Annotated in this window: 22 protein-coding genes; 20 read left to right on the top strand and 2 right to left on the bottom strand. The window is 51.1% G+C overall.

The features are described from left to right. Positions 1-35 precede the first annotated feature (35 nt). The 6 genes from recG to ftsY all read left to right on the top strand — a co-directional run bounded on the left by recG (position 36) and on the right by ftsY (position 8787). A complete protein-coding gene (recG, locus tag EKM91_RS04680) occupies positions 36-2075 on the top strand; it encodes an ATP-dependent DNA helicase RecG (protein WP_125750512.1) in 2040 nt (679 codons plus the stop codon). 12 nt (positions 2076-2087) lie between these two features. Beyond that, positions 2088-3101 carry a phosphate acyltransferase PlsX gene (gene plsX / locus EKM91_RS04675; RefSeq protein WP_125750508.1) on the top strand — a complete coding sequence of 338 codons (1014 nt, stop codon included), beginning with the start codon at positions 2088-2090 and terminating at the stop codon, positions 3099-3101. Between the two features lie 48 nt (positions 3102-3149). Beyond that, positions 3150-3395: an acyl carrier protein gene (acpP, locus tag EKM91_RS04670; protein WP_125750505.1), complete on the top strand. Its 246-nt coding sequence runs from the start codon at positions 3150-3152 to the stop codon at positions 3393-3395. 113 nt (positions 3396-3508) lie between these two features. Beyond that, positions 3509-4210, top strand: coding sequence for a ribonuclease III (gene rnc / locus EKM91_RS04665; RefSeq protein ID WP_125750502.1), 702 nt, complete (start codon positions 3509-3511; stop codon positions 4208-4210). Positions 4211-4224: 14 nt separating this feature from the next. After that, positions 4225-7776: a chromosome segregation protein SMC gene (gene smc, locus EKM91_RS04660; protein ID WP_125750499.1), complete on the top strand. Its 3552-nt coding sequence runs from the start codon at positions 4225-4227 to the stop codon at positions 7774-7776. A 9-nt stretch (positions 7777-7785) separates the two neighbouring features. After that, positions 7786-8787, top strand: a complete 1002-nt coding sequence (gene ftsY, locus EKM91_RS04655) for a signal recognition particle-docking protein FtsY (protein WP_125750496.1) — start codon at positions 7786-7788, stop codon at positions 8785-8787. Between the two features lie 65 nt (positions 8788-8852). Here the strand turns inward: ftsY and EKM91_RS04650 are convergent, their stop codons facing one another. After that, on the bottom strand, positions 8853-9176 hold the full coding sequence (locus tag EKM91_RS04650; RefSeq protein ID WP_125750493.1) for a hypothetical protein: 324 nt from the start codon (positions 9174-9176) through the stop codon (positions 8853-8855). A 143-nt stretch (positions 9177-9319) separates the two neighbouring features. On the opposite strand from EKM91_RS04650, the gene EKM91_RS04645 reads away from it, so the two are divergent. From EKM91_RS04645 to trmD, 6 genes are all read left to right on the top strand, one after another. Continuing rightward, on the top strand, positions 9320-9661 hold the full coding sequence (locus EKM91_RS04645; protein WP_125750490.1) for a putative DNA-binding protein: 342 nt from the start codon (positions 9320-9322) through the stop codon (positions 9659-9661). Positions 9662-9704: 43 nt separating this feature from the next. Continuing rightward, positions 9705-11141, top strand: coding sequence for a signal recognition particle protein (gene ffh, locus EKM91_RS04640; protein ID WP_125750487.1), 1437 nt, complete (start codon positions 9705-9707; stop codon positions 11139-11141). A gap of 208 nt (positions 11142-11349) precedes the next feature. Beyond that, on the top strand, positions 11350-11625 hold the full coding sequence (rpsP, locus tag EKM91_RS04635) for a 30S ribosomal protein S16 (protein ID WP_125750484.1): 276 nt from the start codon (positions 11350-11352) through the stop codon (positions 11623-11625). 10 nt (positions 11626-11635) lie between these two features. Next, a complete protein-coding gene (locus EKM91_RS04630) occupies positions 11636-11890 on the top strand; it encodes a KH domain-containing protein (protein ID WP_125750481.1) in 255 nt (84 codons plus the stop codon). Positions 11891-11945: 55 nt separating this feature from the next. Beyond that, entirely contained in the window at positions 11946-12464 is a 519-nt protein-coding gene (gene rimM, locus EKM91_RS04625; protein WP_125750478.1) for a ribosome maturation factor RimM, read from the top strand. Further along, positions 12454-13224: a tRNA (guanosine(37)-N1)-methyltransferase TrmD gene (gene trmD, locus EKM91_RS04620; RefSeq protein WP_125750785.1), complete on the top strand. Its 771-nt coding sequence runs from the start codon at positions 12454-12456 to the stop codon at positions 13222-13224. The genes rimM and trmD overlap by 11 nt, the downstream gene beginning before the upstream one ends. Here trmD and EKM91_RS04615 read toward each other — a convergent pair. Further along, positions 13210-14292 (bottom strand): glycosyltransferase, encoded by a 1083-nt coding sequence (locus EKM91_RS04615; RefSeq protein ID WP_125750475.1) that lies wholly within the window; start codon positions 14290-14292, stop codon positions 13210-13212. The two genes, trmD and EKM91_RS04615, sit on opposite strands and share 15 nt — an antisense overlap. Positions 14293-14491: 199 nt before the next feature. On the opposite strand from EKM91_RS04615, the gene rplS reads away from it, so the two are divergent. The 8 genes from rplS (at position 14492) to EKM91_RS04580 (ending at position 20308) form a co-directional block, all read left to right on the top strand. Further along, positions 14492-14842, top strand: coding sequence for a 50S ribosomal protein L19 (gene rplS / locus EKM91_RS04610; protein ID WP_125750472.1), 351 nt, complete (start codon positions 14492-14494; stop codon positions 14840-14842). A gap of 74 nt (positions 14843-14916) precedes the next feature. Beyond that, positions 14917-15090: a hypothetical protein gene (locus EKM91_RS13815; RefSeq protein WP_164508454.1), complete on the top strand. Its 174-nt coding sequence runs from the start codon at positions 14917-14919 to the stop codon at positions 15088-15090. A 14-nt stretch (positions 15091-15104) separates the two neighbouring features. Further along, a complete protein-coding gene (locus EKM91_RS04605) occupies positions 15105-15347 on the top strand; it encodes a DUF896 domain-containing protein (protein ID WP_125750469.1) in 243 nt (80 codons plus the stop codon). A gap of 81 nt (positions 15348-15428) precedes the next feature. After that, a complete protein-coding gene (locus tag EKM91_RS04600) occupies positions 15429-15647 on the top strand; it encodes a YneF family protein (protein WP_191987984.1) in 219 nt (72 codons plus the stop codon). A 171-nt stretch (positions 15648-15818) separates the two neighbouring features. Beyond that, positions 15819-16277: a GNAT family N-acetyltransferase gene (locus EKM91_RS04595; RefSeq protein WP_125750463.1), complete on the top strand. Its 459-nt coding sequence runs from the start codon at positions 15819-15821 to the stop codon at positions 16275-16277. A gap of 173 nt (positions 16278-16450) precedes the next feature. Continuing rightward, positions 16451-17545: an MFS transporter gene (locus tag EKM91_RS04590; protein WP_125750460.1), complete on the top strand. Its 1095-nt coding sequence runs from the start codon at positions 16451-16453 to the stop codon at positions 17543-17545. A 48-nt stretch (positions 17546-17593) separates the two neighbouring features. Then, positions 17594-19384 carry an excinuclease ABC subunit UvrC gene (gene uvrC / locus EKM91_RS04585; RefSeq protein WP_125750457.1) on the top strand — a complete coding sequence of 597 codons (1791 nt, stop codon included), beginning with the start codon at positions 17594-17596 and terminating at the stop codon, positions 19382-19384. A 39-nt stretch (positions 19385-19423) separates the two neighbouring features. Then, positions 19424-20308, top strand: a complete 885-nt coding sequence (locus tag EKM91_RS04580) for a TMEM175 family protein (protein WP_125750454.1) — start codon at positions 19424-19426, stop codon at positions 20306-20308. Positions 20309-20601 lie beyond the last annotated feature (293 nt).

Here is a 20601-nt window from a genome sequence, read left to right as displayed (position 1 = left end):
TGAGCGGGTAGAGGGAATGGGTTGGAGGTGAAGGCATGGCATTAACTGATCCAGTGTCGGTGTTATCTGGTGTCGGCCCCAAACGCCAGGCGGCTTTGGCTAGCCTCGGATTAAACACGATCGGTGATTTGTTGTTTTATTTTCCGTTTCGCTATGCCGATCTGCAAGTCAAAGATTTGGCGACGGCTGCCGATCAAGAAAAGTTGACTGTCAAAGGCATTGTCGTGGCTGATCCGGTGGTCACGCGCTTTGGCCCGCGAAAAAATCGGTTGAACGTGCGGTTGCAAATCGACAATATGGTCGTTATGGTGACGTTTTTCAATCAACCTTGGCTCAAAGATAAATTTAGCCAAGGCGTTGAAGCGGCGATTTATGGCAAATGGGATGCCAAGCGCAAGACGATGACGGGAATGAAGGTGTTAGCCACCCAAACTGCTGATGAGCCATCTTTGGCAGGGGTGTATCCGGCCAACAAAAATATTCGCCAAAAAACCATCGCCGATCTGGTGAAGGAAGCATACGCTCGCGAAGGTCAACAGATCCCAGAAATTGTGCCGGCAGGCTTGCGACAGCGGTACAAATTATTAACGGATCAGCAGATCATTCATGGGATGCATTGGCCCAAATCGGGACAAGAGGCCCATGCGGCACGTCGTTCTGCAATTTTCCGCGAATTTTTCTTATTTGAGTGTCAGATCCAAGCGTTAAGATTGGATAATGATGCCACGCAAAATGGGCTGGCGATCCCTTTTGATAATCAGCAGCTGCGGGCGTTGATCAGCACCTTGCCGTTTGCCTTGACAGCCGCGCAAAAACGGGTGGTCAATGAGATCTGTGCGGATATGCGCTCACCGCATCATATGAATCGCCTATTACAAGGCGACGTCGGCTCAGGCAAGACGATCGTTGCGGCAATCGTGATGTATGCTGCAGTGACGGCGCGCTATCAAGCGGCGCTGATGGTGCCAACAGAGGTCTTGGCAGAACAGCATTACGCCAAGCTGACCAAAACGTTCGCCGATTTTCCCGTGCAAATCGCCTTATTGACTGGGTCGACGCCGACTAAAGCGCGCCGCGAAACACTTGCAGGGCTGGCCAGTGGGGCAATCGATATCGTCATCGGCACGCATGCCTTGATCCAAAAAGGCGTCGACTTTGCGGCGCTGGGGTTGGCGATCATCGATGAGCAGCATCGCTTCGGGGTGCAACAGCGTAAGATCATCCAGGAAAAAGGGCTCAAGCCGGATCTTTTGGCCATGACGGCGACCCCGATCCCGCGGACTTTGGCAATCACGACATATGGCGAAATGGATGTTTCCACCATTGACGAATTGCCAGCCGGCCGACAGCCAATCACCACCACGTGGGTGCGGCGCAATCAATTAAGTGGCGCATTCAAACGGATCCATGCGGAATTGGCGGCCGGCCATCAGGTTTTTGCGATCACGCCGTTGATTGCCGAATCAGAGAAGATCGACTTACAAAATGCTGAACAGTTATACGCCGATATGCAAGCGACATTTGGCCAAGAAGCAACAGTGGCTTTGTTGCATGGGCAGATGAAGCCTGATGAAAAAGAGGCGATCATGCGGGCATTTGACGCCGGAGAAACACGCATCTTAGTGTCAACGACGGTGGTGGAAGTCGGCGTGGATGTCCCTAATGCCACAGTCATGTTGATCATGGATGCGGACCGGTTTGGGTTAGCGCAGCTGCACCAGTTGCGCGGGCGTGTCGGCCGCGGGCAAGCGGCAGCGTATTGTATCTTGGTGGCCGACCCCAAAAATGAAATGGGTGTGGAACGCATGCAAACGATGGTCACGACCAATGACGGGTTCAAGTTGGCAGAAAAGGACTTAGAATTACGCGGGTCCGGAGACATTTTTGGTGATAAACAAAGCGGCTTGCCGGAATTTCGGGTGGCCGATCCTGTGACTGATTTTGCGACCTTGCAAGCCGCACAACAGTCGGCAGCCGCGCTTTTTCAGGCGGATCAAACATTGAGTGCCGCAGAATTTGCTCCATTACGAGCATGGCTGGCCCGTCAGCAACAGTCACTTGGCAGCTTAGATTAGGAGGATGATTCGATGAAAATCGCAGTGGATGCAATGGGTGGCGACAACGCGCCGCAAGTCGTTTTGGCAGGGGTCCAACGCGCGCGGGACGAATTTTCAGAGCTTGAATTCACGTTGTATGGCGATGAAGCCCAACTGACCCCATTGATCAAAGATATGACGCGATTGACGATCGTGCACACCACAGAAAAGATCAATGGTGATGATGAACCGGTCAAAGCGGTTCGCCGCAAGAAACAAGCGTCGATGGTCTTAGCGGCACAAGCCGTGAAAAATCAAACCGCAGATGCGGTTTTTTCCTTAGGGTCGACCGGTGCTTTGTTGGCCGCCGGGCTGTTTATCGTTGGCCGGATTCCAGGCATCGATCGGCCAGGGTTGATGCCGACTTTGCCGACTACCGATGGGCACGGTTTTGTGATGCTTGATGTTGGTGCCAATGCGGAAGGCAAGCCGCAACAGCTGGTCAATTATGCGGTGATGGGTGACTTTTATGCGCGGGATCTGCGCGGGTTGCGCCAACCGCGAGTGGCCTTGTTGAACAATGGGACCGAGCCGAACAAAGGCGACAGCTTGCATCAAGAAACCTATCAGTTGCTGAGCCAACTGGAAGGACTCAACTTCATTGGCAATATCGAGTCAGATAAATTATTGCAAGGGGTGGCCGATGTGGTGGTCACCGATGGCTTTACGGGCAATGCGGCGTTAAAAGCCACAGAAGGCACCGCTAAGACGATCTTGAAGCTGGTCAAAAGTGCCATCATGGATAGCGGCTTTAAAGGCAAGCTCGGCGGTTTATTGCTCAAAGACGGGATCAAAAACATTGCCAGCACCTTTGACGTTTCCAGTTATGGCGGGGCCGTCTTGTTAGGCCTTAAAGCACCGGTGATCAAAGCGCATGGCGGTGCGGATGCGGATGCGGTGTATTATACGATCCGCCAGATCCGTGAAATGCTGGCCAATGATACGGTTGGCAAGGTGCAAGCTTATTTTGCCGCGACAAAGGGCCACACAAGCGTAGACAAGTGACGAAAAAACCGCTATATTAGAGTGCGTGTTAAGAAACGGAGGACCGTCATGACTGAGCAAGAAGTATTCGCAAAGATTTCAGGGTTGATCCAGGATCATTTTCAGATCCCAGAATCGCAGATCAATAACAACCTGAACTTCAAGAAGGATCTCGATGCAGACTCGATTGATATCGTGGAATTCGTGTTAGAGCTTGAAGATACTTTCGGGGCTGAGATCCCAGATGAAGATGCGGAAAACATTGTGACTGTTGGCGACGCTGTGAGTTACGTCATGGCCCATCAAACCAAATAGACAATGAAACAGTCCGGCCTGGCGCCGGACTTTTTTTTCGGCCGGGTTAAGGTGTCATTTTGAGATGCCTTTAGTATAATGATAGAGAGAATATAAGGAGGAGTTTAACTATTATGGTCGCTTCAGAATTTGTTTCGGAACTTAGGAATCGGTACGGAATCGAGTTTCACGACCTTTCCATCCTCGATGAAGCGTTCACGCATTCTTCTTACGTCAATGAACATCAGGAATTGGGGCTCAAAGACAATGAACGGCTCGAGTTCTTAGGCGATGCCGTGTTGGAGCTGACTGTGAGTGATTATCTCTATCGGCAATATCCAGATCTTCCTGAAGGCAAGCTGACGCGGATGCGCGCGGCGATCGTGCAAACGCGCAGTTTTTCGGCATTTTCTAAAGAGGCCCATTTCGACCAGTACATTCGGTTGGGCAAAGGCGAAGAAAATGCTGGGGCCCGCATGCGCAAGACCTTATTAGAAGATCTGTTTGAGGCCTTTAACGGGGCGTTATATCTGGATCAAGGACGGCAAGCGGTGATCGATTTTGCTGCGCAAGTGATTTTTCCCAAGATCGCTGCCGGGCAATTTGATGCAAATATGGATCACAAAACCGCCTTGCAAGAATTCTTGCAAAAAGACGGCGAAGTCAAGATCGAGTATCATTTGCTCAGTGAAAGCGGTCCGGCTCACGATCGCCGTTTTCAAGTCGATGTCAGTGCAGAAGATCGCGTGCTGGGTTCAGGATATGGGAAGAATAAAAAAGCCGCAGAGCAAGCCGCTGCCAGTGATGCGCTGGAGAAGCTCCAAGGCAAACTATAGTAGGACGTGGAGACATGCAGTTAAAGACGCTTGTGATCAACGGGTTCAAATCGTTTGCAGACAAAACGCAAATTGATTTTGTCCCTGGATTGACCGGGATCGTTGGGCCCAATGGGAGTGGTAAAAGCAATATCACCGAAGCGATCCGGTGGAGCTTAGGCGAACAAAGTGCCAAAAGCCTGCGCGGGGAGAAAATGGGGGATGTGATCTTCGCCGGTACCGCGAGCCGACCGCCGCTGAATCGGGCGGAAGTCGTGATGACGTTTGATAATCGCGATGGGTATTTGGCCAATCAGCCGGCGGAAGTCAGTGTGACCCGCCGGCTTTATCGTGATGGCGAATCAGATTTTTTGATCAATAATCAAGCGGTCCGCTTGAAAGATATTGTGGATTTATTTATGGATTCCGGCCTGGGAAAAGAAAGCTTTTCCTTTATTTCTCAAGGCCGCGTTGAGGCCATTTTCAACAGTAAACCAGAAGAACGCCGGGGGATCTTAGAAGAAGCCGCCGGTGTTTTGAAGTACAAACAACAAAAGATCAAAGCCGACAAGGAGCTGCAAACCACTACCGATAACTTGGATCGCGTCAATGACATCATCCAAGAATTGCATCGGCAATTGACACCGTTGGAAGAGCAAGCCTCGATCGCGCGCGATTACGAACGCCAAACCAAAGACTATCAAAATGTCCATCAAGCCATTTTAGCCTTAGAGATCCAACAGCTTGACACAGAACAAACCGCCACGGCAGCACAAGCCAAAGTGACCGCGCAGCTGTTGGCGGGATTAAAGAATAAATTGGCCACCTTAGAGGCGCGATCAGAGGCGCTGACAGCCAAAGATCAAGAGTTTGAACAGGCGTTAGACACATGCAATGACCAGTTGTTGACTGCCTCCACGCGGTTAGAAAGCTTGACTGGTGAAGCTAACCTTTCGACCGAGCGGGTCAATCATACCCAGTTGACCTTAGCCGACTTGAATCAGCAATTGGATGAAGCGACGCAACAAGCGGCGGAAGCGGCAAAGCAGCTGGCAGCTTTGGCAGACAAAAGCAAGATCCAAGCCGCCGACCGCAAACAAGCACAACAAGCCTTACAAGCCGCGGTTGCCGCCGCGCAAAGCCCAGCTGCTTTGCAAGCACAACTTGATGCTGCCCAAGCGCAATATATCGACTTACTGCAAACTCAAGCGGCGGTGAATAACCAGTTGGCCGCGGCTAAAAAAGATCAACAGGTCCAAGCCAACCAAACCGCTGCCCAATCGACACGCGTCAAAGAACTGACCAAGCGCGTGGCGCAAGCGCGCCAGGCTGTTGAAGCATTAACGGCGCAAATCGCCGCCGCCCAAAAAGCAGCGACTGAAGCCCAGACGGCACTGGCCAAGACCCGTTCAGCGGCTGACGCTGCGCAAACCCAATACGCACAAACGCGCCAACGTTATCAAGAAGCGTTAGGGATCTATCAAAGCACGCAGTCGCGCTATGAAACCCTTAAGGAGCTGAAAGAAGACTATCAAGGCTTCTTTGCTGGCGTCAAAGCTGTGTTGCAGCATAAAGCCCAATTGCCTGGGGTGGTCGGGGCAGTCGCCGAATTATTGACCGTGCCCAAACAATATCAACAAGCCTTAGACATTGCCTTAGGCGGGGCTTTGCAATCCATCGTGACCACAGATGAGCAAGCAGCGAAACAAGCGATCACGTATTTGAAACAGCAACGGGCTGGGCGGGCTACTTTTTTGCCGATCAGTGTGATCAAACCGCGGCACCTGCCGCAAGCGGTATTAACCAGTTTACAAGGGCAGCCAGGCTTTTTAGGGGTCGGCGTTGAGCTGATCCGTTACCCGCAGCAAGTGGCGGGAATCATGGCCAACTTGGCGGGGAGCTTGATCGTTGCTGACACCCTTGATCATGCGATTGCCTTGGCGAATCAAACCGGTCATCGCTATCGCATCGTGACGGTTGAAGGGGATCTGCTCAATGTTGGCGGGTCGCTTTCAGGTGGGCAAGTCAAAGCCAAAGCCAGTTCGCCTTTAGCCCGGACCCAAGAAGTGCAAACATTAGCCGCACAGTTAAAGCAAATGACGGCGGCTTTGACGGCCAAGCAAACTGAACTAGATGACCTGCAACAACAGGCGACGGCTGCAGCGCAAGCAGTGGCCGCCAGCCAGCAAACGCTGACGCAGCAGACGACGGCTCAACAAGCGCTGCAAGCACAATTAACCGCCCGCCAAGAAGCGTTGACCCAACTCAAACGCCAACTGCAAGCGTTAGGTTTAGATGCCAGCCAAAACGAAGATTTTGCGACTGTGATCACCCAGCTTCAAACTAAAGCGGCGCAGATTACCGCACAACTGACCACGGTGCAAGCGACCATTGCCAAACGCAAGGCGGATTTAGCCGAGTCCAGCACGGCTGAGGCGGCTAAGCAGGCACAGGTGACGGACCTCAAAACGCAAGTCGCGGTGCTCAAAAGCGCCCAAGCGACGACGAAAGCGCAGACTGAACAATGGCAAGCCAGTTTGGATGCCGCCAACGCACATGCCAGCAAGCTCAAGTCCCGAATCGACACGCTCACCGCTGCGCTGGCCAATACAGATCAAGACCAAGCTGATCGGGAACAAACGATCAAGGACTTGCAACAAGCCCAAAAACAGCTGCAGCAAAAACGTCAGCAATTGACCCAAGCAAAAGCAGCCAACCGTGGTGAATTGAGTCAGGTTTCTGGTGAAATCGCCACGGTCAACCGCCAGCAAAACACGGCGATGGCGCAATCGCAACAACAAGCGGTGAGTCTCAACCGGATCAAATTGAACTTGGACAGCCGGTTAGGGATCTTGGCAGAGGATTATCAATTGAGCTTTGAAGCGGCGAAGGCGGCGGTGGTGAATGATGAAACTGAATTGCCAATGTTGAAAAGCCGCTTGAAGCTGCTCAAACGCGGCTTGGATGAGTTAGGCCCGGTCAATCCCAATGCGATCGCCGAATACCAAGAGGTGCGTGAGCGCTATGACTTTTTGACCAAACAACAAGCCGATCTATTAGCGGCCAAAGACCAATTGCAAGAGACGATGGGGGAGCTGGATGAAGCCGTTAAGACGCGCTTCAAAGACATGTTTGATGCGACCAATACCGCTTTTCAAGCAATCTTTCCGAAGATGTTTGGCGGCGGCCACGCGCATTTGAGCCTGACTGATCCAGATGATTTGTTAAATACCGGCTTAGAGATCTCAGCGCAGCCGCCTGGTAAGAAATTGTCGCGCTTGTCTTTGCTTTCTGGCGGTGAACGTGCATTGACAGCAATCGTGTTGCTATTTGCGATTTTACAAGTGCGGCCGGTACCGTTTTCGATCCTCGATGAAGTTGAAGCCAGCCTTGATGATGTGAATGTGAATCGCTTCGGGCAATTTTTGAAGCATTATGCCAGTGACACGCAATTCATCGTGATCACCCACCGCCGCGGGACGATGTTGGCGGCAAATGTCTTGTATGGGGTGACCATGCAAGAATCTGGCGTTTCGCGGATGATGGCAGTTTCGTTAGACCAAGCGGTTCAAGACAATGAAGGGTAGGATGACGTAATGGGATTATTTGACCGAATCAAAAAAGCGTTTACTGCAACGCCGGAAACACCGGAGACAGAAAAGTATGATGCCGGGCTGGAAAAATCGCGCACGTCCTTTAGCGAACGCTTGAATGCTTTATTTGCCAACTTTCGCAGTGTCGATGAAGATTTTTTCGACGACCTCGAAGAGATGCTCATCGAAGCAGACGTGGGCTTTCAAACTGCGGTGGCGCTAACGGATGCGCTGCGCGAAGAAGTGAAGCTGAAAAATGCTAAAAAGCCTGAAGCCGTGGCGCAAGTGATCGTCGAAAAATTAGTCGATCTTTATGGCGAAGCGGGGGCAGATGAAGATAATAGTTTGCACTATGCCCAAGGCGAGCCGACGGTATTTTTATTTGTCGGGGTCAATGGTGCCGGCAAAACCACCACGATCGGCAAGCTGGCGCATCAACTGCAAGCCGCTGGCAAATCTGTGTTGTTAGCCGCTGGCGATACCTTCCGTGCCGGGGCGATCGAACAACTCCAAGAGTGGGGACGCCGCGATGGTGTGCCAGTCGTGGCCAGTGCCGCCGGCGCCGACCCAGCCAGTGTGGTGTTTGATGCGGTCAAACAAGCCAAACAAGACCAAGTGGATGTCTTGTTAGTCGATACTGCCGGCCGCTTGCAAAACAAAGTCAACTTGATGAAAGAATTGGATAAGATCAAGCGTGTGATCGTGCGGGAATTACCCAATGCGCCACAAGAAGTGTTGCTGGTGTTGGATGCGACGACCGGCCAAAATGCCTTGAGTCAAGCCAAACAATTCAAGCAAACCACGGATATTTCCGGCATCGTGTTGACCAAGCTCGACGGGACCGGCAAAGGCGGGATCGTGTTGGCGATTCGCAATGAATTGCATGTCCCAGTCAAGCTGGCCGGCTTAGGCGAAGGCATGGATGACTTACAAGTCTTTGACCCCACAAAATTTGCCTATGGCCTATTCAAAGGCTTGATCCAAACGCCGACAGATCCAGACTAGTTTGCGCATGATCAAACGCAAAAAAAAATCCATCCACAGCCGGTTGGCTGGGATGGATTTTTGCGTTAATGTGAGGCCACTGCCGCATCTTTTGGCGTGCGGCCTAAAAGCACCTGCAAGACGATCAACACCACATACGCGATGATCACGTATAATAGCCAGTTGCCGGTATTGACCGAGCTGGCAAACCAATACTTTTGCCAAGCGGTATTGGCCATGATCCACGCAAAAATCGCTGCCGCGATCAGGCCTAAGGTATTTAAAATAGCGAAGAACCACAGGTTGCCATTTTCGTGGTTGCCCAAATAAATCAATGAAAAGACCAATGTCCAAGCCCACCAACCGCAAAGTGCGGCGATGATGCCCCAATATAGAATTGTCGCTACCATATTTTTCCCTCCAATTCATACCTTTAGTTTACCACGAATGCGTGTCGTGACGCACATTTTGTGAAAGGATTAACGCAACCGATGAACATTGACGGATGGGCGTTTCACCGGTATCCTGAAAGGAGTGTATATGAGGTAGAAAAATGGAAATCGAAAAAAACAACCGGATGAACTCGTTGTTTGAGTTTTATGGCGCATTACTAACTGAAAAGCAGCATAGTTACCTGGAATTATACTATGGTGACGATTATTCACTGGGGGAAATTGCCACAGAGTTTGATGTCTCTCGCCAAGCGGTGTATGACAATATCCGCCGGACTGAGGCCAGTTTGGAAGAGTACGAAAGCAAGCTGCATTTGTTAGCCAATTATCAAGCGCAAAACCAAGCGGTAGATGCGCTGGTGGCTTACGTGCGGGTCAATTATCCCCAAGATACGCGCTTGAGTACCTTATTAACGCGTGTGGCAGATCAAGCCGCGCGTTAAGCGGGTTCACAGACGCTAATTTTTCTTACAGTAGGAGGCAATTATGGCATTTGAAGGGTTATCTGAACGCCTGCAAAAAGCATTTAGCGGGTTGCGGCGGAAGGGTAAAGTGACGGAAGCCGACGTGCGCGATTCAATGCGCGAAATCCGCTTGGCGCTGCTTGAAGCCGACGTTAACTTTGGCGTGGTCAAAGAATTCGTCAAAAATGTGCGCGAAAAGGCGGTCGGCACTGAGGTGTTGGACTCACTGTCACCGGCACAACAAATTATCAAGATCGTCAATGATGAATTAACGGCGACCATGGGCGACGCGGCTGTTCCATTGAACAAAGCCCCCCATATCCCCACGGTGATCATGATGGCTGGGCTGCAAGGGGCCGGGAAAACCACGACTGTCGGCAAGCTGGCCAAGCGCTTGATCGAGCAAGAAAAAGCCCGCCCGCTTTTGATCGCAGCTGATGTCTATCGGCCGGCTGCGATCGATCAGCTGCAAGTGGTCGGCGAACAAGTCGGCGCCCAAGTGTTTGCTTTAGGCACCGATGTTGACCCGCGGGAGATCGTTCGTCAAGGCTTGGCGCAAGCCCAGCTGCAACATAATGATTATGTCTTGATCGATACCGCCGGCCGGTTGCAGATCGATGAAAAGCTGATGACTGAATTAGCCGACATCAAAGCGTTGGCTGAGCCTAATGAGATCTTGCTGGTGGTTGACGCCATGACCGGGCAAGCCGCAACTGATGTGGCTAAGGGATTTGACGAACGGTTAGATATCACTGGGGTCGTTTTGACCAAATTAGATGGCGATACGCGCGGCGGCGCGGCGCTTTCGATCCGCAAGGTCACTGGCAAGCCGATCAAGTTTGTTGGGCAAGGCGAAAAGATGGAAGCTTTAGACGTCTTTTACCCTGATCGTATGGCCAACCGGATCTTGGGGATGGGCGATATGCTCACTTTGATCGATAAGGCCCAGGCGAATTTCGATGAGCAGCAAGCCGCCGAAATGGCCGATAAGATCAAAGAAAATACCTTTGACTTCAATGATTTCCTTGATCAAATGGAGCAAATGCAAAATATGGGCCCGATGGAAGACATCATGAAAATGATCCCAGGGATGGCCAACAACCCAGCATTGAAGAATTTCAAAGTCGACCCTAAAGACATCGCCCACATGAAAGCGATCGTTTATTCGATGACGCCAGCTGAACGCGAAGATCCAGACATTTTGAATCCATCCAGGCGGCGGCGCTTGGCCGCTGGTGCCGGGCGGCCGGTCGTGGAAGTCAACCGGATGATCAAGCAGTTCAACGCCTCTAAAAAGATGATGAACCAAATGTCCAAAGGCAACTTCCAAGGCATGGAAGGCTTAATGGGTGGCGGCGTCAAAGGCCGCTTAGGCAAAATGGCGATGAACTCGATGGTCAAAAAACAAAAGAAGAATAAGAAGAAACGCCTCAAACACGCCAAACGCTTCAAATCCTAAAGTAGCGCTGGTGGCCGCACGTTCGTTGGGACGCTTTATGTCCCAATGAAAGCTTACTGGCCGCTGGTGGGCTGGCGGCGGGTCGCTTGGACGCGCTTTGCAGGCAGTTTTTGAGCAGGAACTTGACGTTGTAAAGAAAAAACTCTTTACACGCCCTGGATAATTTGCTATTATTTTGAAGTTGAGAAATTTACAGGAGGTGGACTTAATGGCAGTTAAAATTCGTTTAAAGCGGATGGGTTCCAAGCGTAAGCCTTTCTACCGCGTCGTGGTTGCAGATTCTCGCTCCCCACGTGATGGTCGGTTTATCGAATCCGTCGGTTACTACAACCCATTAACCGAACCAGTTGACTTAAAGCTGGATGAAGATTCTATTCTTGATTGGCTTCAAAAAGGCGCACAGCCTTCAGATACGGTACGTACTTTGCTTACCAGCAAAGGCTTACTCCAAAAGTATCACGAAGCACGTTTTGCTAAGAAATAGGGGCTAGGGCGTGGATATCGCATCGCTGATCCGAGCTATTGTGACCCCATTAGTGACCCACCCCGAAGCGATTGAAATCGTGCGTCATGAGACGCAGGATTATATGGCTTTTGACTTGACGGTGGCGCCGGACGATGTCGGTCGGGTCATTGGTAAACAAGGACGGGTGGCGCAAGCGATCCGGACCATTGTTTACGCGGTCAAGTCTCCGTATGCCAAGCGTGTACGGTTAAATATCTTGGATGCACCGCATCCAAACCATTAAAAAAGACCGGCTGTTGCCGGTCCTTTTTAATAGCCTCAAGAGATAGGAGAGACAGATGCCAGAGTTATATCATGTTGGGAATATTGTGAATACCCACGGCATTCGCGGGGAAGTACGGGTGATCGCGACGACTGATTTTCCCGAAAAGCGGTTTGCCCCTGGGAGTCAGCTCGTGATCGATACCACTCCGGTGACACCGGTGGTGGTCGCTGCCAGCCGCAAGCATAAAGACTTCATTTTGGTGCGCTTTGAAGGATATGACGACATCAACCAAGTCGAGACGTTCAAAGGGCATACCTTGAATGTGACCCAAGCCCAGCAGCAGCCCTTAGAAGACGGAAGCTATTATTATCGCGATCTGATCGGGTTGCACGTGATCGATCAACATGATCATGAGCTTGGCGTTGTCACGGAGATCTTAAGCCCAGGCGCCAATGATGTTTGGGTGATCCCGCGGCCAGGCAAAAGCGATGTGCTGTTGCCGTTTTTGAAGAGCGTGGTCTTACAAATCGATGTTGCGAACAAAATCGCGCATGTGGACGTCCCAGGAGGGCTGATCGATGATGAGGATTGATGTCTTGAGTCTTTTTCCGGATATGTTTGCGCCGTTGACGCAAAGCATGATCGGCAAGGCAATCGATAAAGGCCAAATCGATTTTAATGTGATCGATTATCGACAGTATTCTCATGACAAACATCACCATGTGGATGATACTCCTTATGGCGGCGGGGCCGGCATGTTGTTAAAGCCGGAGCCGATGTTTGAAGCCATGGATGATTTGAATGCCCAACATCCCGGAGCAAAGCGCGTGATCTTGTTAGATCCAGCCGGCCGCAAGTTTGATCATGTGGCGGCCAAAGAATTGGCGCAAGCGGCGCATTTGGTGTTTATTTGTGGGCATTATGAAGGCTATGATGAGCGGATCCGCAGTTTGGTCACCGATGAATTTTCGATTGGAGATTTTGTGTTGACTGGCGGTGAGCTGCCGGCCATGATGATGATCGATGCCACGGTGCGGTTTGTGCCTGGCGTTTTGGGCAACGCCGAAAGTGCCGCGACTGACAGCTTTGAAAACGGGCTGTTGAATTATCCTGAGTATACGCGCCCCGCGGAATATCGCGGCATGGCAGTGCCTGAGGTGTTGCAAAACGGCAATCATCAGCTGATCGCACAATGGCGGCTGAAAGAATCGCTGCGGCGGACTTATCAACGTCGGCCAGAGCTGCTGGACCAGCTGGATTTAGACGCCGCAACGCGGAAGCTGTTGGCTCAGGTCAAACGTGAAGAAAATACCCGCCAAGCCCCAGATATCACGGATTCAAGGCTGCAATAGATCCAGCCATTGCTGCACGATCACGTCGAGCTTGAAATCATTGGCCCGCCGCAGTGATTGATGGGCGTAATGTTGGCGCAAGGCCAATGAGTCGATCATGCGGTTGAGTTGGGTACTGAAGTCGGCGACGTCGGCGGCTTTTGTCAACAGGCCATATTCGTTATCTTGCAGAAATTCTGCAGAACCGGTGTTGCGCATCGCCACGATCGGCAAACCGGCAGCCATCGCCTCGCCGATCACCAAGGGCATCCCTTCCCAACGGCTGGTGGAAACAAATATCGCAGCATTGGCATAATGGGCGCGCAGCTCGTCGTCATGCAGCGGGCCGCGAAAATCGATCACCGCTTCTAACCCCCACAAGGTGCGCAAGCGTTGGAACAAGGCCATATCTTTTGGCGTCCCGCTGCCAGCCATGGTGATTTGCCAACCTGGGCGCAGTTGTTTGGCTGCGCTGAGCAATAGATCGATGCCTTTATGCTGGATCGCGATGCGGCCGGTAAAGGCGATTTGATGGCGCGTCAAGTCGGCTAAGTGATGCGGGGTCAAGGTAATGGGGTTGTAACGTTTGACCGTATTGGGATTGAACTGGCGGTATTCGCGCAAGTCGCTTTCGGTCAAGACCACTAAGGTGTCGACGGCTTGTAAGCCGGCCTTGAATTCACCGCGCATTTGCCCATAGTAATCTTCGGTATACGTGGTGAAATTATTGTGCATCCACCCGATCAAGCGCACCCAGGGTAAGGCTTTTTTGATCAATGGGGCAAAGCTGGTCAATAACCCAGCTGGCAACAGTACGGCGTCGATATGATAAGCGTCGATGGTATCGATCAAATTAGCGATTTGCGGCTCGTAGCGCTGATAAGGGTGGTCGCCAAAGAAGTTCAGCAGTTGTGGGTCCGCTGGCGGCTCAGCGATTAACAGCGGGGCTTGCAGCGTAAAATAGCGCGGCGCATCGGCTAAGGAAAAGTATAAGACATCGACATGTGCCGCCAAGGCGTTGCCAAGGACAGTGGAGGCGCGTTTGACACCATCCATCGTCACGTTTTCTAAAGCGATCATGAGCTTCATGGCGATTCCTCCAATCGTGAACTAATTTTAAGTTAGCACGCAGTTTCCGGGAATGTCAATTTTTACGCTTCGTTTGCTTCAAATAATGGTTGTTGCAACCGTGTCGATATGCTAGAATGATTAATTGTGATAACTCACAAAGCAACGATATTCCGCTGGTCGGGACGATTATGAATGTCGGTATAAGGAGAACAGTTTTATGAAGAGCCCAATTATTGCTGAAATTACCAAGTCCCAGTTGCGTGATGATATTCCTGATTTTCGCCCTGGTGACAGTGTCCGCGTCCATGCCAAGATCGTTGAAGGCGAACGCGAACGTATCCAGATCTTCGAAGGCGTTGTGATCAAGCGTCATGGTGTCGGCATCTCTGCAACTTATACCGTGCGTAAGATCTCCAGCGGTGTTGGTGTGGAACGTACCTTCCCATTACACACACCGCGTGTTGAAAAGATCGAAGTGACCCGTCATGGTCAAGTACGTCGTGCGAAGTTGTACTACTTGCGGGCATTACGTGGCAAGGCTGCTCGGATCAAAGAAAAGCGCCGTTAATCCACACGAGAAGGTCGCAATTGCGGCCTTTTTTTATGCCAAAAGGTAACCGTGAGAAGGAGTGTTTGGGTGTCATGAACGACGTGATCTATATCGTGTACTACGCCAACGGTGCCGAACCGGTGCGCGTGATCAAAGCCTTCCGCTCACTGGCGCGCACTAAAGAGTACGTCGGAATGCTGATGAAGGCCCCTTATCCTGGTCAAAAGCCACAAGGGTATACCTATGCTCCGATCCATTTGAATTAAACGAGGTGAGTGTGATGGCACAACCACAAGCACGGATCGACCGGATCAATGCCTTGGCCAAAAAAGCTAAAGCAGAAGGGTTGACTCCTGCAGAAATCAAAGAGCGCAAAGCACTGCGTGAGGCTTACTTGCGTGATTTTCGCGCCGGCTTCAAGCAGCGTTTGACGACAACGCAATATTTTGATCAGCATGGTCACGAAATAACGCCGCAGAAGGTCAAAGATGAACAACGAAAAAAAGGCTGGCGTCAAGACTAAGGCTTTATTTGTTCAAAGGCTTTCAAAGCGGCCTGGCATTTTGTACAATGATGATTGTGTAATAAGAGGAGGCAAGTGTTCATGCAGTTAGTTATCGGTTTGGTGATCGGCGTCTTAGTTGGCCTGGTTGGCGGCTTCTTCGGCGCCCGCGCTTATATGAAGAAGTATTTCCAGGATAACCCCCCGATCAATGAAGAAATGTTGCGCACCATGATGATGCAAATGGGTCAAAAACCTAGTACTAAAAAGCTCAATCAGATGATGCAGCAAATGAAACAAGCACAAAAGCGTTCCAAATAAGCACCAGCAGGTGTATAGCGCCTGGAGGCCGCGATTCGTTTTGAATCGCCGCTGCCAGGCGCTTTTGCGTCGCCAAACTGCAGCCCTGGTGACAGCAGTTGTCAGTGCCGCTTTGGCCATGGTAAGCTGAAGCCAAATTGATTGCTGTTGGTCCAAAAGGAGGCGCTTTTCATGGCAAAGATCCGCAATGCACAAGCCGCAGATGTATCCGCTTTGCTGCTTTTGGTACAAGGTTATTATGCTGATAGTCCAGTGGCCCATACCGTTGATAAGGCGGCGTTATTGGCCCACATCACGCAACTGATCCGACCGGATGATCCCCTTGGCGGCTTATTGGTGGCCACAGACGCCGATGGTCAGCTGTTGGGGTTTGCATTTTTATATTTTGGTTTTGATAAACGCGCCTTGAAACGGACCGTGATCCTCAATGATCTTTATGTTGCGCCTAAAGCTCGTCGTCAAGGCATCGCCAAACAATTGCTGCAAGCGACGTTTGCTTGGGCAAAAGCCCGCCAAGCCATTAGTGTGACTTGGCAAACGCGCACCAGCAACCATCATGCCCAGCGGTTGTATGATACCGTGGGTGAGCGTGAACAAGGGTGGATCCATTATGCCCATGCTTTACGCTGACGGCCCAGCTATGGTTGAACGTCATCAGCCAGCGCCTTGAAACTGCCATTCGTTTGTTGGGATGGCGGTTTCAAGGCGCTTTTGGCTAGCGCCGCCACTTTCTTAGGTGATGGCTGGAATTGCCGGTACACTGTAGGAAAAAGGCCGATTGGCGGTTAAAGGAGCGAGCAATCATGATGATCGCGATCTTGTCGTTGTCATTTTTCACAATGTTGACCGGGGCGGTGTTGGCCCCAGTACTGCCAGCGATCCACGTGACATATCCAGCGGTGGCAGAAGTGTGGCTGCAGTTGTTGATGACCATGCCGGCGGTCATTTTTATCGGGTCGCTGCCCGTATTACGCTATTTGCCTGGAGGAAAAAAAACGCAGGTGATTTGGGGGTTAGCGATTTATTTGGTCGGCGGGTCTGTTCCATTGATTCCTTTGCCGTTTGGCGGTTTGCTGGCTTGTCGAGCGTTATCCGGCGTGGGGTTGGCTTTATTTGCCGGGCCTGCCGTCAGCTTGATCGCCGATCATTATCAAGGCCCCCAGCAAAGGCATTTGTTAGGAGTGGCGTCTGCGGTGGCGAGTGCCGGGTCGATCGTTTCGTTGGCAGGAGCAGGCATGTTAGCCCAAAGCGGCTGGCGAATGGTGTTTAGTCTCTATGCGTTAGCGATCGTTCCCTTGGGTTTGGTCAGCTTGTTTGTCCCCAACTCCCAAGCGGCAAAACCAGTGCGGACGCAAGGACATTTTTCCCGGCGAATCTGGGCCACCTTTGGGTTGATCATGATTTGGAATATGGGTTATTTTGTGGTGCCCACGGCGATCCCTTTTGCCATGCAGCAACTCTTGCATGACGCCAATGCCAGCCATGCCGGCTGGGCGTTGGCAAGTGTGTCCGGGATTGGTTTGCTCATTGGGGTCAGCTATGCCCATTGGCCGTTGACGCCACCGGCCAAAGAGGGGGTGTGTTTTGTTGTGCTGGTGGTGTTAGGCGTCAGCATGACTTTTGCCAGTTGGGGGACGCTGGTGATCGCAATCGCAGCGGCTGGCGTCGGCATCGGGTTGGCGATGCCGGTGTTCAATGAAGCCTTGGCCGCCGCCGCTACGCTGGCGCAGCGCGATCAAGTCTTGACCATTGGCAGTGCGGCGTTGTATGCCGGGCAAGTGCTGGCGCCATTTGTGTATGGCGCCTTGCCGCTGAGCGCCCGGTTTAGCTTGGTGGCGGTGATCGGGTTAGGGGTATTGGGATTTGGCCGCCGGCGCTTTAGGCGCTTGCAGGGATAGGTGAGAATGTCTACAATAGTAAGACGAGTTGATAAAGGAGGTCAGGCCATGGCGTCTGCACACATCGAACACAAATTGGCGTTACTGCCGGATCTGCCAGGCAGTTATCAGATGAAAGATCTCAACGGGAAAATCATCTACGTTGGCAAGGCCAAAAACTTGAAGAACCGGGTGCGTTCATATTTTAAAAGTGAACACACCGGCAAAACCGCGCAATTGGTCGCCAATATTGCCGACTTTGATTATATTGTGACATCCAGTGATAAAGAAGCCTTTTTACTAGAAATCACCCTGATCCAAAAGTGGCAGCCTTATTACAATATCAAGTTAAAAAAGGGGACCGGTTATCCTTACATCAAGATCACCAATGAACGCGATCCGAAAATGGAAATTACCGGGGACATTAAAAAAGACGGGGCCTATTATTTTGGCCCTTATCCGAATGTTTACGCCGCCCAAGAAACGATGCATTTTCTCCAAAAAGTATACCCATTGCGGCGCTGTAATGGCTATCAAGGCCGGCCGTGCTTGTATTATCATATGGGTCAATGCCTCGGCGCTTGCTGGCGGGAAGTGCCGCCGGCAGAATATGAACAGCAAATTGCCAAGATCAAGAGTTTCTTGGATGGCAACACCGGCAAAGTGGTGCGCCAGTTGAATCGCCGGATGCAGCAAGCGGCGGAAAAGCTGGAATTTGAACGGGCGGCTGAGATCCGCGACCAGTTGCATTATATTGACGTCACCGTTGAGAAACAAAAGATCATTAGTACTGATAAGACGCAACGGGATATTTTTAATTTCTATATGGATAAAGGCTGGTTATCCATTCAGATCTTTTTCATTCGCCAAGCGCGCTTGATGAAGCGGGAAAGTCGATTATTTCCAATCACCGGGACGACTGAAGAAGAATTTGAATCCTTTATTCTGCAATTTTACCAACGCAAAAACAATGTGGCCCCCAAAGAAGTCTTAGTGCCGGCAGGGTTGGATAATGACTTGTTAGAGTCCGTTTTAGGCATTCCCGTGCGCACGCCTAAGCGCGGGGAGAAACGTTCGTTGATGGATCTGGCCCATAAAAATGCGCGGTTGAAGTTAGAAGAAAAGTTTCGCTTGTTGGAACTTGATAATCGCACGACTGTAGGCGCGCAAAAAGAGATCATGGACGCGCTGGGGTTGCCAATGGGACATGTCATCGAGGCCTTTGACCACTCACATATCCAAGGCACAGATCCAGTGTCGGCCATGGTCCAATTTGTCGATGGGCAAGCGGAAAAAAACAACTATCGCAAATACAAATTGGCACAAGCTCAAAATGACCACAGCGCCAATGAAGACGCCAATACCCGCGAAGTGATCCGGCGGCGGTATACGCGGCTGTTGAAGGAACACGCAGCATTGCCTGATTTAATCTTGATGGATGGCGGGGACATCGAAATGAACGCGGCTAAAGACGTTTTGGAAAACGAGTTGAATCTGGATATCCCAGTCGCTGGCATGGTCAAAAACAATAAGCATAAAACCGCCGCGTTGTTGTTTGGGGATCAAGACGAGCCGATCAATTTAGATCCGAAGTCGCAAGGGTTTTATTTGTTGGAGCGGATCCAAGATGAAGTGCATCGCTTTGCCATCACCTTCCATCGCCAATTGCGCAATAAAAACTCATTGGCCAGCCGCTTGGAAACCATTCAAGGCGTTGGCCCCAAGACCCGCCAGAAGCTGCTGAAAGCATTTAAGACGGTGAACCACATTAAAGAAGCCAGTGTCGACGACATCCAAGCTTTAGGCATCAGCAAAGCCGTCGCCCAAGCGATCAAAGTGTCACTGCAAGGGGATGCATAAGGCGACTTAGCGCTTGACAAAGAAAGATAGGCACGGAGTATGGAAAAACTTAAAAATCGGCTGGATGCCTTTTCAGATGCAATCATCGCCATTATCATTACCATTATGGTGTTGGATATCCCCCCGGTATTGCACGACTCTTGGGGCAACTATTGGCTCTTAGGCAAACATATCGGGATCTTTTTGATCAGTTTCATTTTTGTCGCGAATATTTGGTATCAACATTCGACCGCTTTTGGTGAGATCACCACCATGACTTATCGCGTGTTTATCTTTGATATGATCTTCTTGGCGTTTTTGTCATTGATCCCAATATTCACCAATATGATGGCGGTCAATACGACCAAAACGACGGTGATCTTATATGGCTGTTTGCAATTTGTGGTGAACTTGCTGTTTCGCTATTTAGCCAAGGTGATCATTCACTTGCAATACACAGATAAACAAGCCATGCAAAAGGTGTACACCAAGATATATGGCAACGCCAACCACATTTTGGATATTTTATCGATTTGGGATCTGATCGTGGCGTGGTTTTTCCCCAGCATTGCGTTGGCCTTTTATCTGGCCTACCCGATCTTGACCTTCTTGTTAAACGCCCAAGCGCATCAGGAAATGTATGATGTGGCAGAGCTGCCGGAAGCCCAGCAACAAGACGTCGCCGCTTTTAATGCCAGTGAACTCAAGGATTTCCGCAAGGCGCAGCAAGCGATCTTGACGCAGCAAGCACCTGATGGCAAAGCGGGCGGCGCGCCGCAAAAAGCGCCTAGTTGGACGCAATGGCTGGATCAAAGTGTCGATCCGCGCATGCGGCGGCGGTTTTTGCAACACTATGGTCAAGTCACCCCGGAGCAACAAGCACAATTGCAGCAGTGGGTGCGCCAATATAAACGCGGCAAGCGCCAAGCCCGCCGGCCAAAATGACCCGGCAGCTTCGCTTGGCTTGGACAATCGATCAGCCTTGGCTGGCGCGGACCATTCGCACGATGTGATGGCTGGCGCCCACCAACGGTTACTGAGCGGCAAAGGCCTGAATGAATAACAGGGTAAACCATCACTCATGCCTTAATAAAAAGATTTTTGTCAAGAAAAATAACGATTTTCGCTTGCACTGCAATTGCTTACATGCTATACTCACTGCATCGGCAAGCCATGGCTGGAAGGTCCGTTAACGGGCGCCGTTGCGGTGAGTTCCTGTCCAGTCGACGAATCATTCC

Origin of the sequence: Lacticaseibacillus baoqingensis, from assembly GCF_003946165.1 — a bacterium.
GTDB lineage: Bacteria > Bacillota > Bacilli > Lactobacillales > Lactobacillaceae > Lacticaseibacillus > Lacticaseibacillus baoqingensis.
This window is presented reverse-complemented; position numbering and strand designations above follow the sequence as displayed.

Excerpts from the sequence above, each read along its gene's own strand:
- ffh (WP_125750487.1), top strand. The coding sequence starts at position 9,705 with ATGGCATTTGAAGGGTTATCTGAACGCCTGCAAAAAGCATTTAGCGGG.
- acpP (WP_125750505.1), top strand. The coding sequence starts at position 3,150 with ATGACTGAGCAAGAAGTATTCGCAAAGATTTCAGGGTTGATCCAGGAT.
- smc (WP_125750499.1), top strand. The coding sequence starts at position 4,225 with ATGCAGTTAAAGACGCTTGTGATCAACGGGTTCAAATCGTTTGCAGAC.
- recG (WP_125750512.1), top strand. The coding sequence starts at position 36 with ATGGCATTAACTGATCCAGTGTCGGTGTTATCTGGTGTCGGCCCCAAA.
- EKM91_RS04650 (WP_125750493.1), bottom strand. The coding sequence starts at position 9,176 with ATGGTAGCGACAATTCTATATTGGGGCATCATCGCCGCACTTTGCGGT.
- rnc (WP_125750502.1), top strand. The coding sequence starts at position 3,509 with ATGGTCGCTTCAGAATTTGTTTCGGAACTTAGGAATCGGTACGGAATC.
- ftsY (WP_125750496.1), top strand. The coding sequence starts at position 7,786 with ATGGGATTATTTGACCGAATCAAAAAAGCGTTTACTGCAACGCCGGAA.
- EKM91_RS04580 (WP_125750454.1), top strand. The coding sequence starts at position 19,424 with ATGGAAAAACTTAAAAATCGGCTGGATGCCTTTTCAGATGCAATCATC.
- rpsP (WP_125750484.1), top strand. The coding sequence starts at position 11,350 with ATGGCAGTTAAAATTCGTTTAAAGCGGATGGGTTCCAAGCGTAAGCCT.
- rplS (WP_125750472.1), top strand. The coding sequence starts at position 14,492 with ATGAAGAGCCCAATTATTGCTGAAATTACCAAGTCCCAGTTGCGTGAT.
- EKM91_RS04645 (WP_125750490.1), top strand. The coding sequence starts at position 9,320 with ATGGAAATCGAAAAAAACAACCGGATGAACTCGTTGTTTGAGTTTTAT.
- EKM91_RS13815 (WP_164508454.1), top strand. The coding sequence starts at position 14,917 with ATGAACGACGTGATCTATATCGTGTACTACGCCAACGGTGCCGAACCG.
- rimM (WP_125750478.1), top strand. The coding sequence starts at position 11,946 with ATGCCAGAGTTATATCATGTTGGGAATATTGTGAATACCCACGGCATT.
- EKM91_RS04615 (WP_125750475.1), bottom strand. The coding sequence starts at position 14,292 with ATGAAGCTCATGATCGCTTTAGAAAACGTGACGATGGATGGTGTCAAA.
- plsX (WP_125750508.1), top strand. The coding sequence starts at position 2,088 with ATGAAAATCGCAGTGGATGCAATGGGTGGCGACAACGCGCCGCAAGTC.
- EKM91_RS04595 (WP_125750463.1), top strand. The coding sequence starts at position 15,819 with ATGGCAAAGATCCGCAATGCACAAGCCGCAGATGTATCCGCTTTGCTG.
- EKM91_RS04605 (WP_125750469.1), top strand. The coding sequence starts at position 15,105 with ATGGCACAACCACAAGCACGGATCGACCGGATCAATGCCTTGGCCAAA.
- EKM91_RS04590 (WP_125750460.1), top strand. The coding sequence starts at position 16,451 with ATGATGATCGCGATCTTGTCGTTGTCATTTTTCACAATGTTGACCGGG.
- uvrC (WP_125750457.1), top strand. The coding sequence starts at position 17,594 with ATGGCGTCTGCACACATCGAACACAAATTGGCGTTACTGCCGGATCTG.
- trmD (WP_125750785.1), top strand. The coding sequence starts at position 12,454 with ATGAGGATTGATGTCTTGAGTCTTTTTCCGGATATGTTTGCGCCGTTG.
- EKM91_RS04600 (WP_191987984.1), top strand. The coding sequence starts at position 15,429 with ATGCAGTTAGTTATCGGTTTGGTGATCGGCGTCTTAGTTGGCCTGGTT.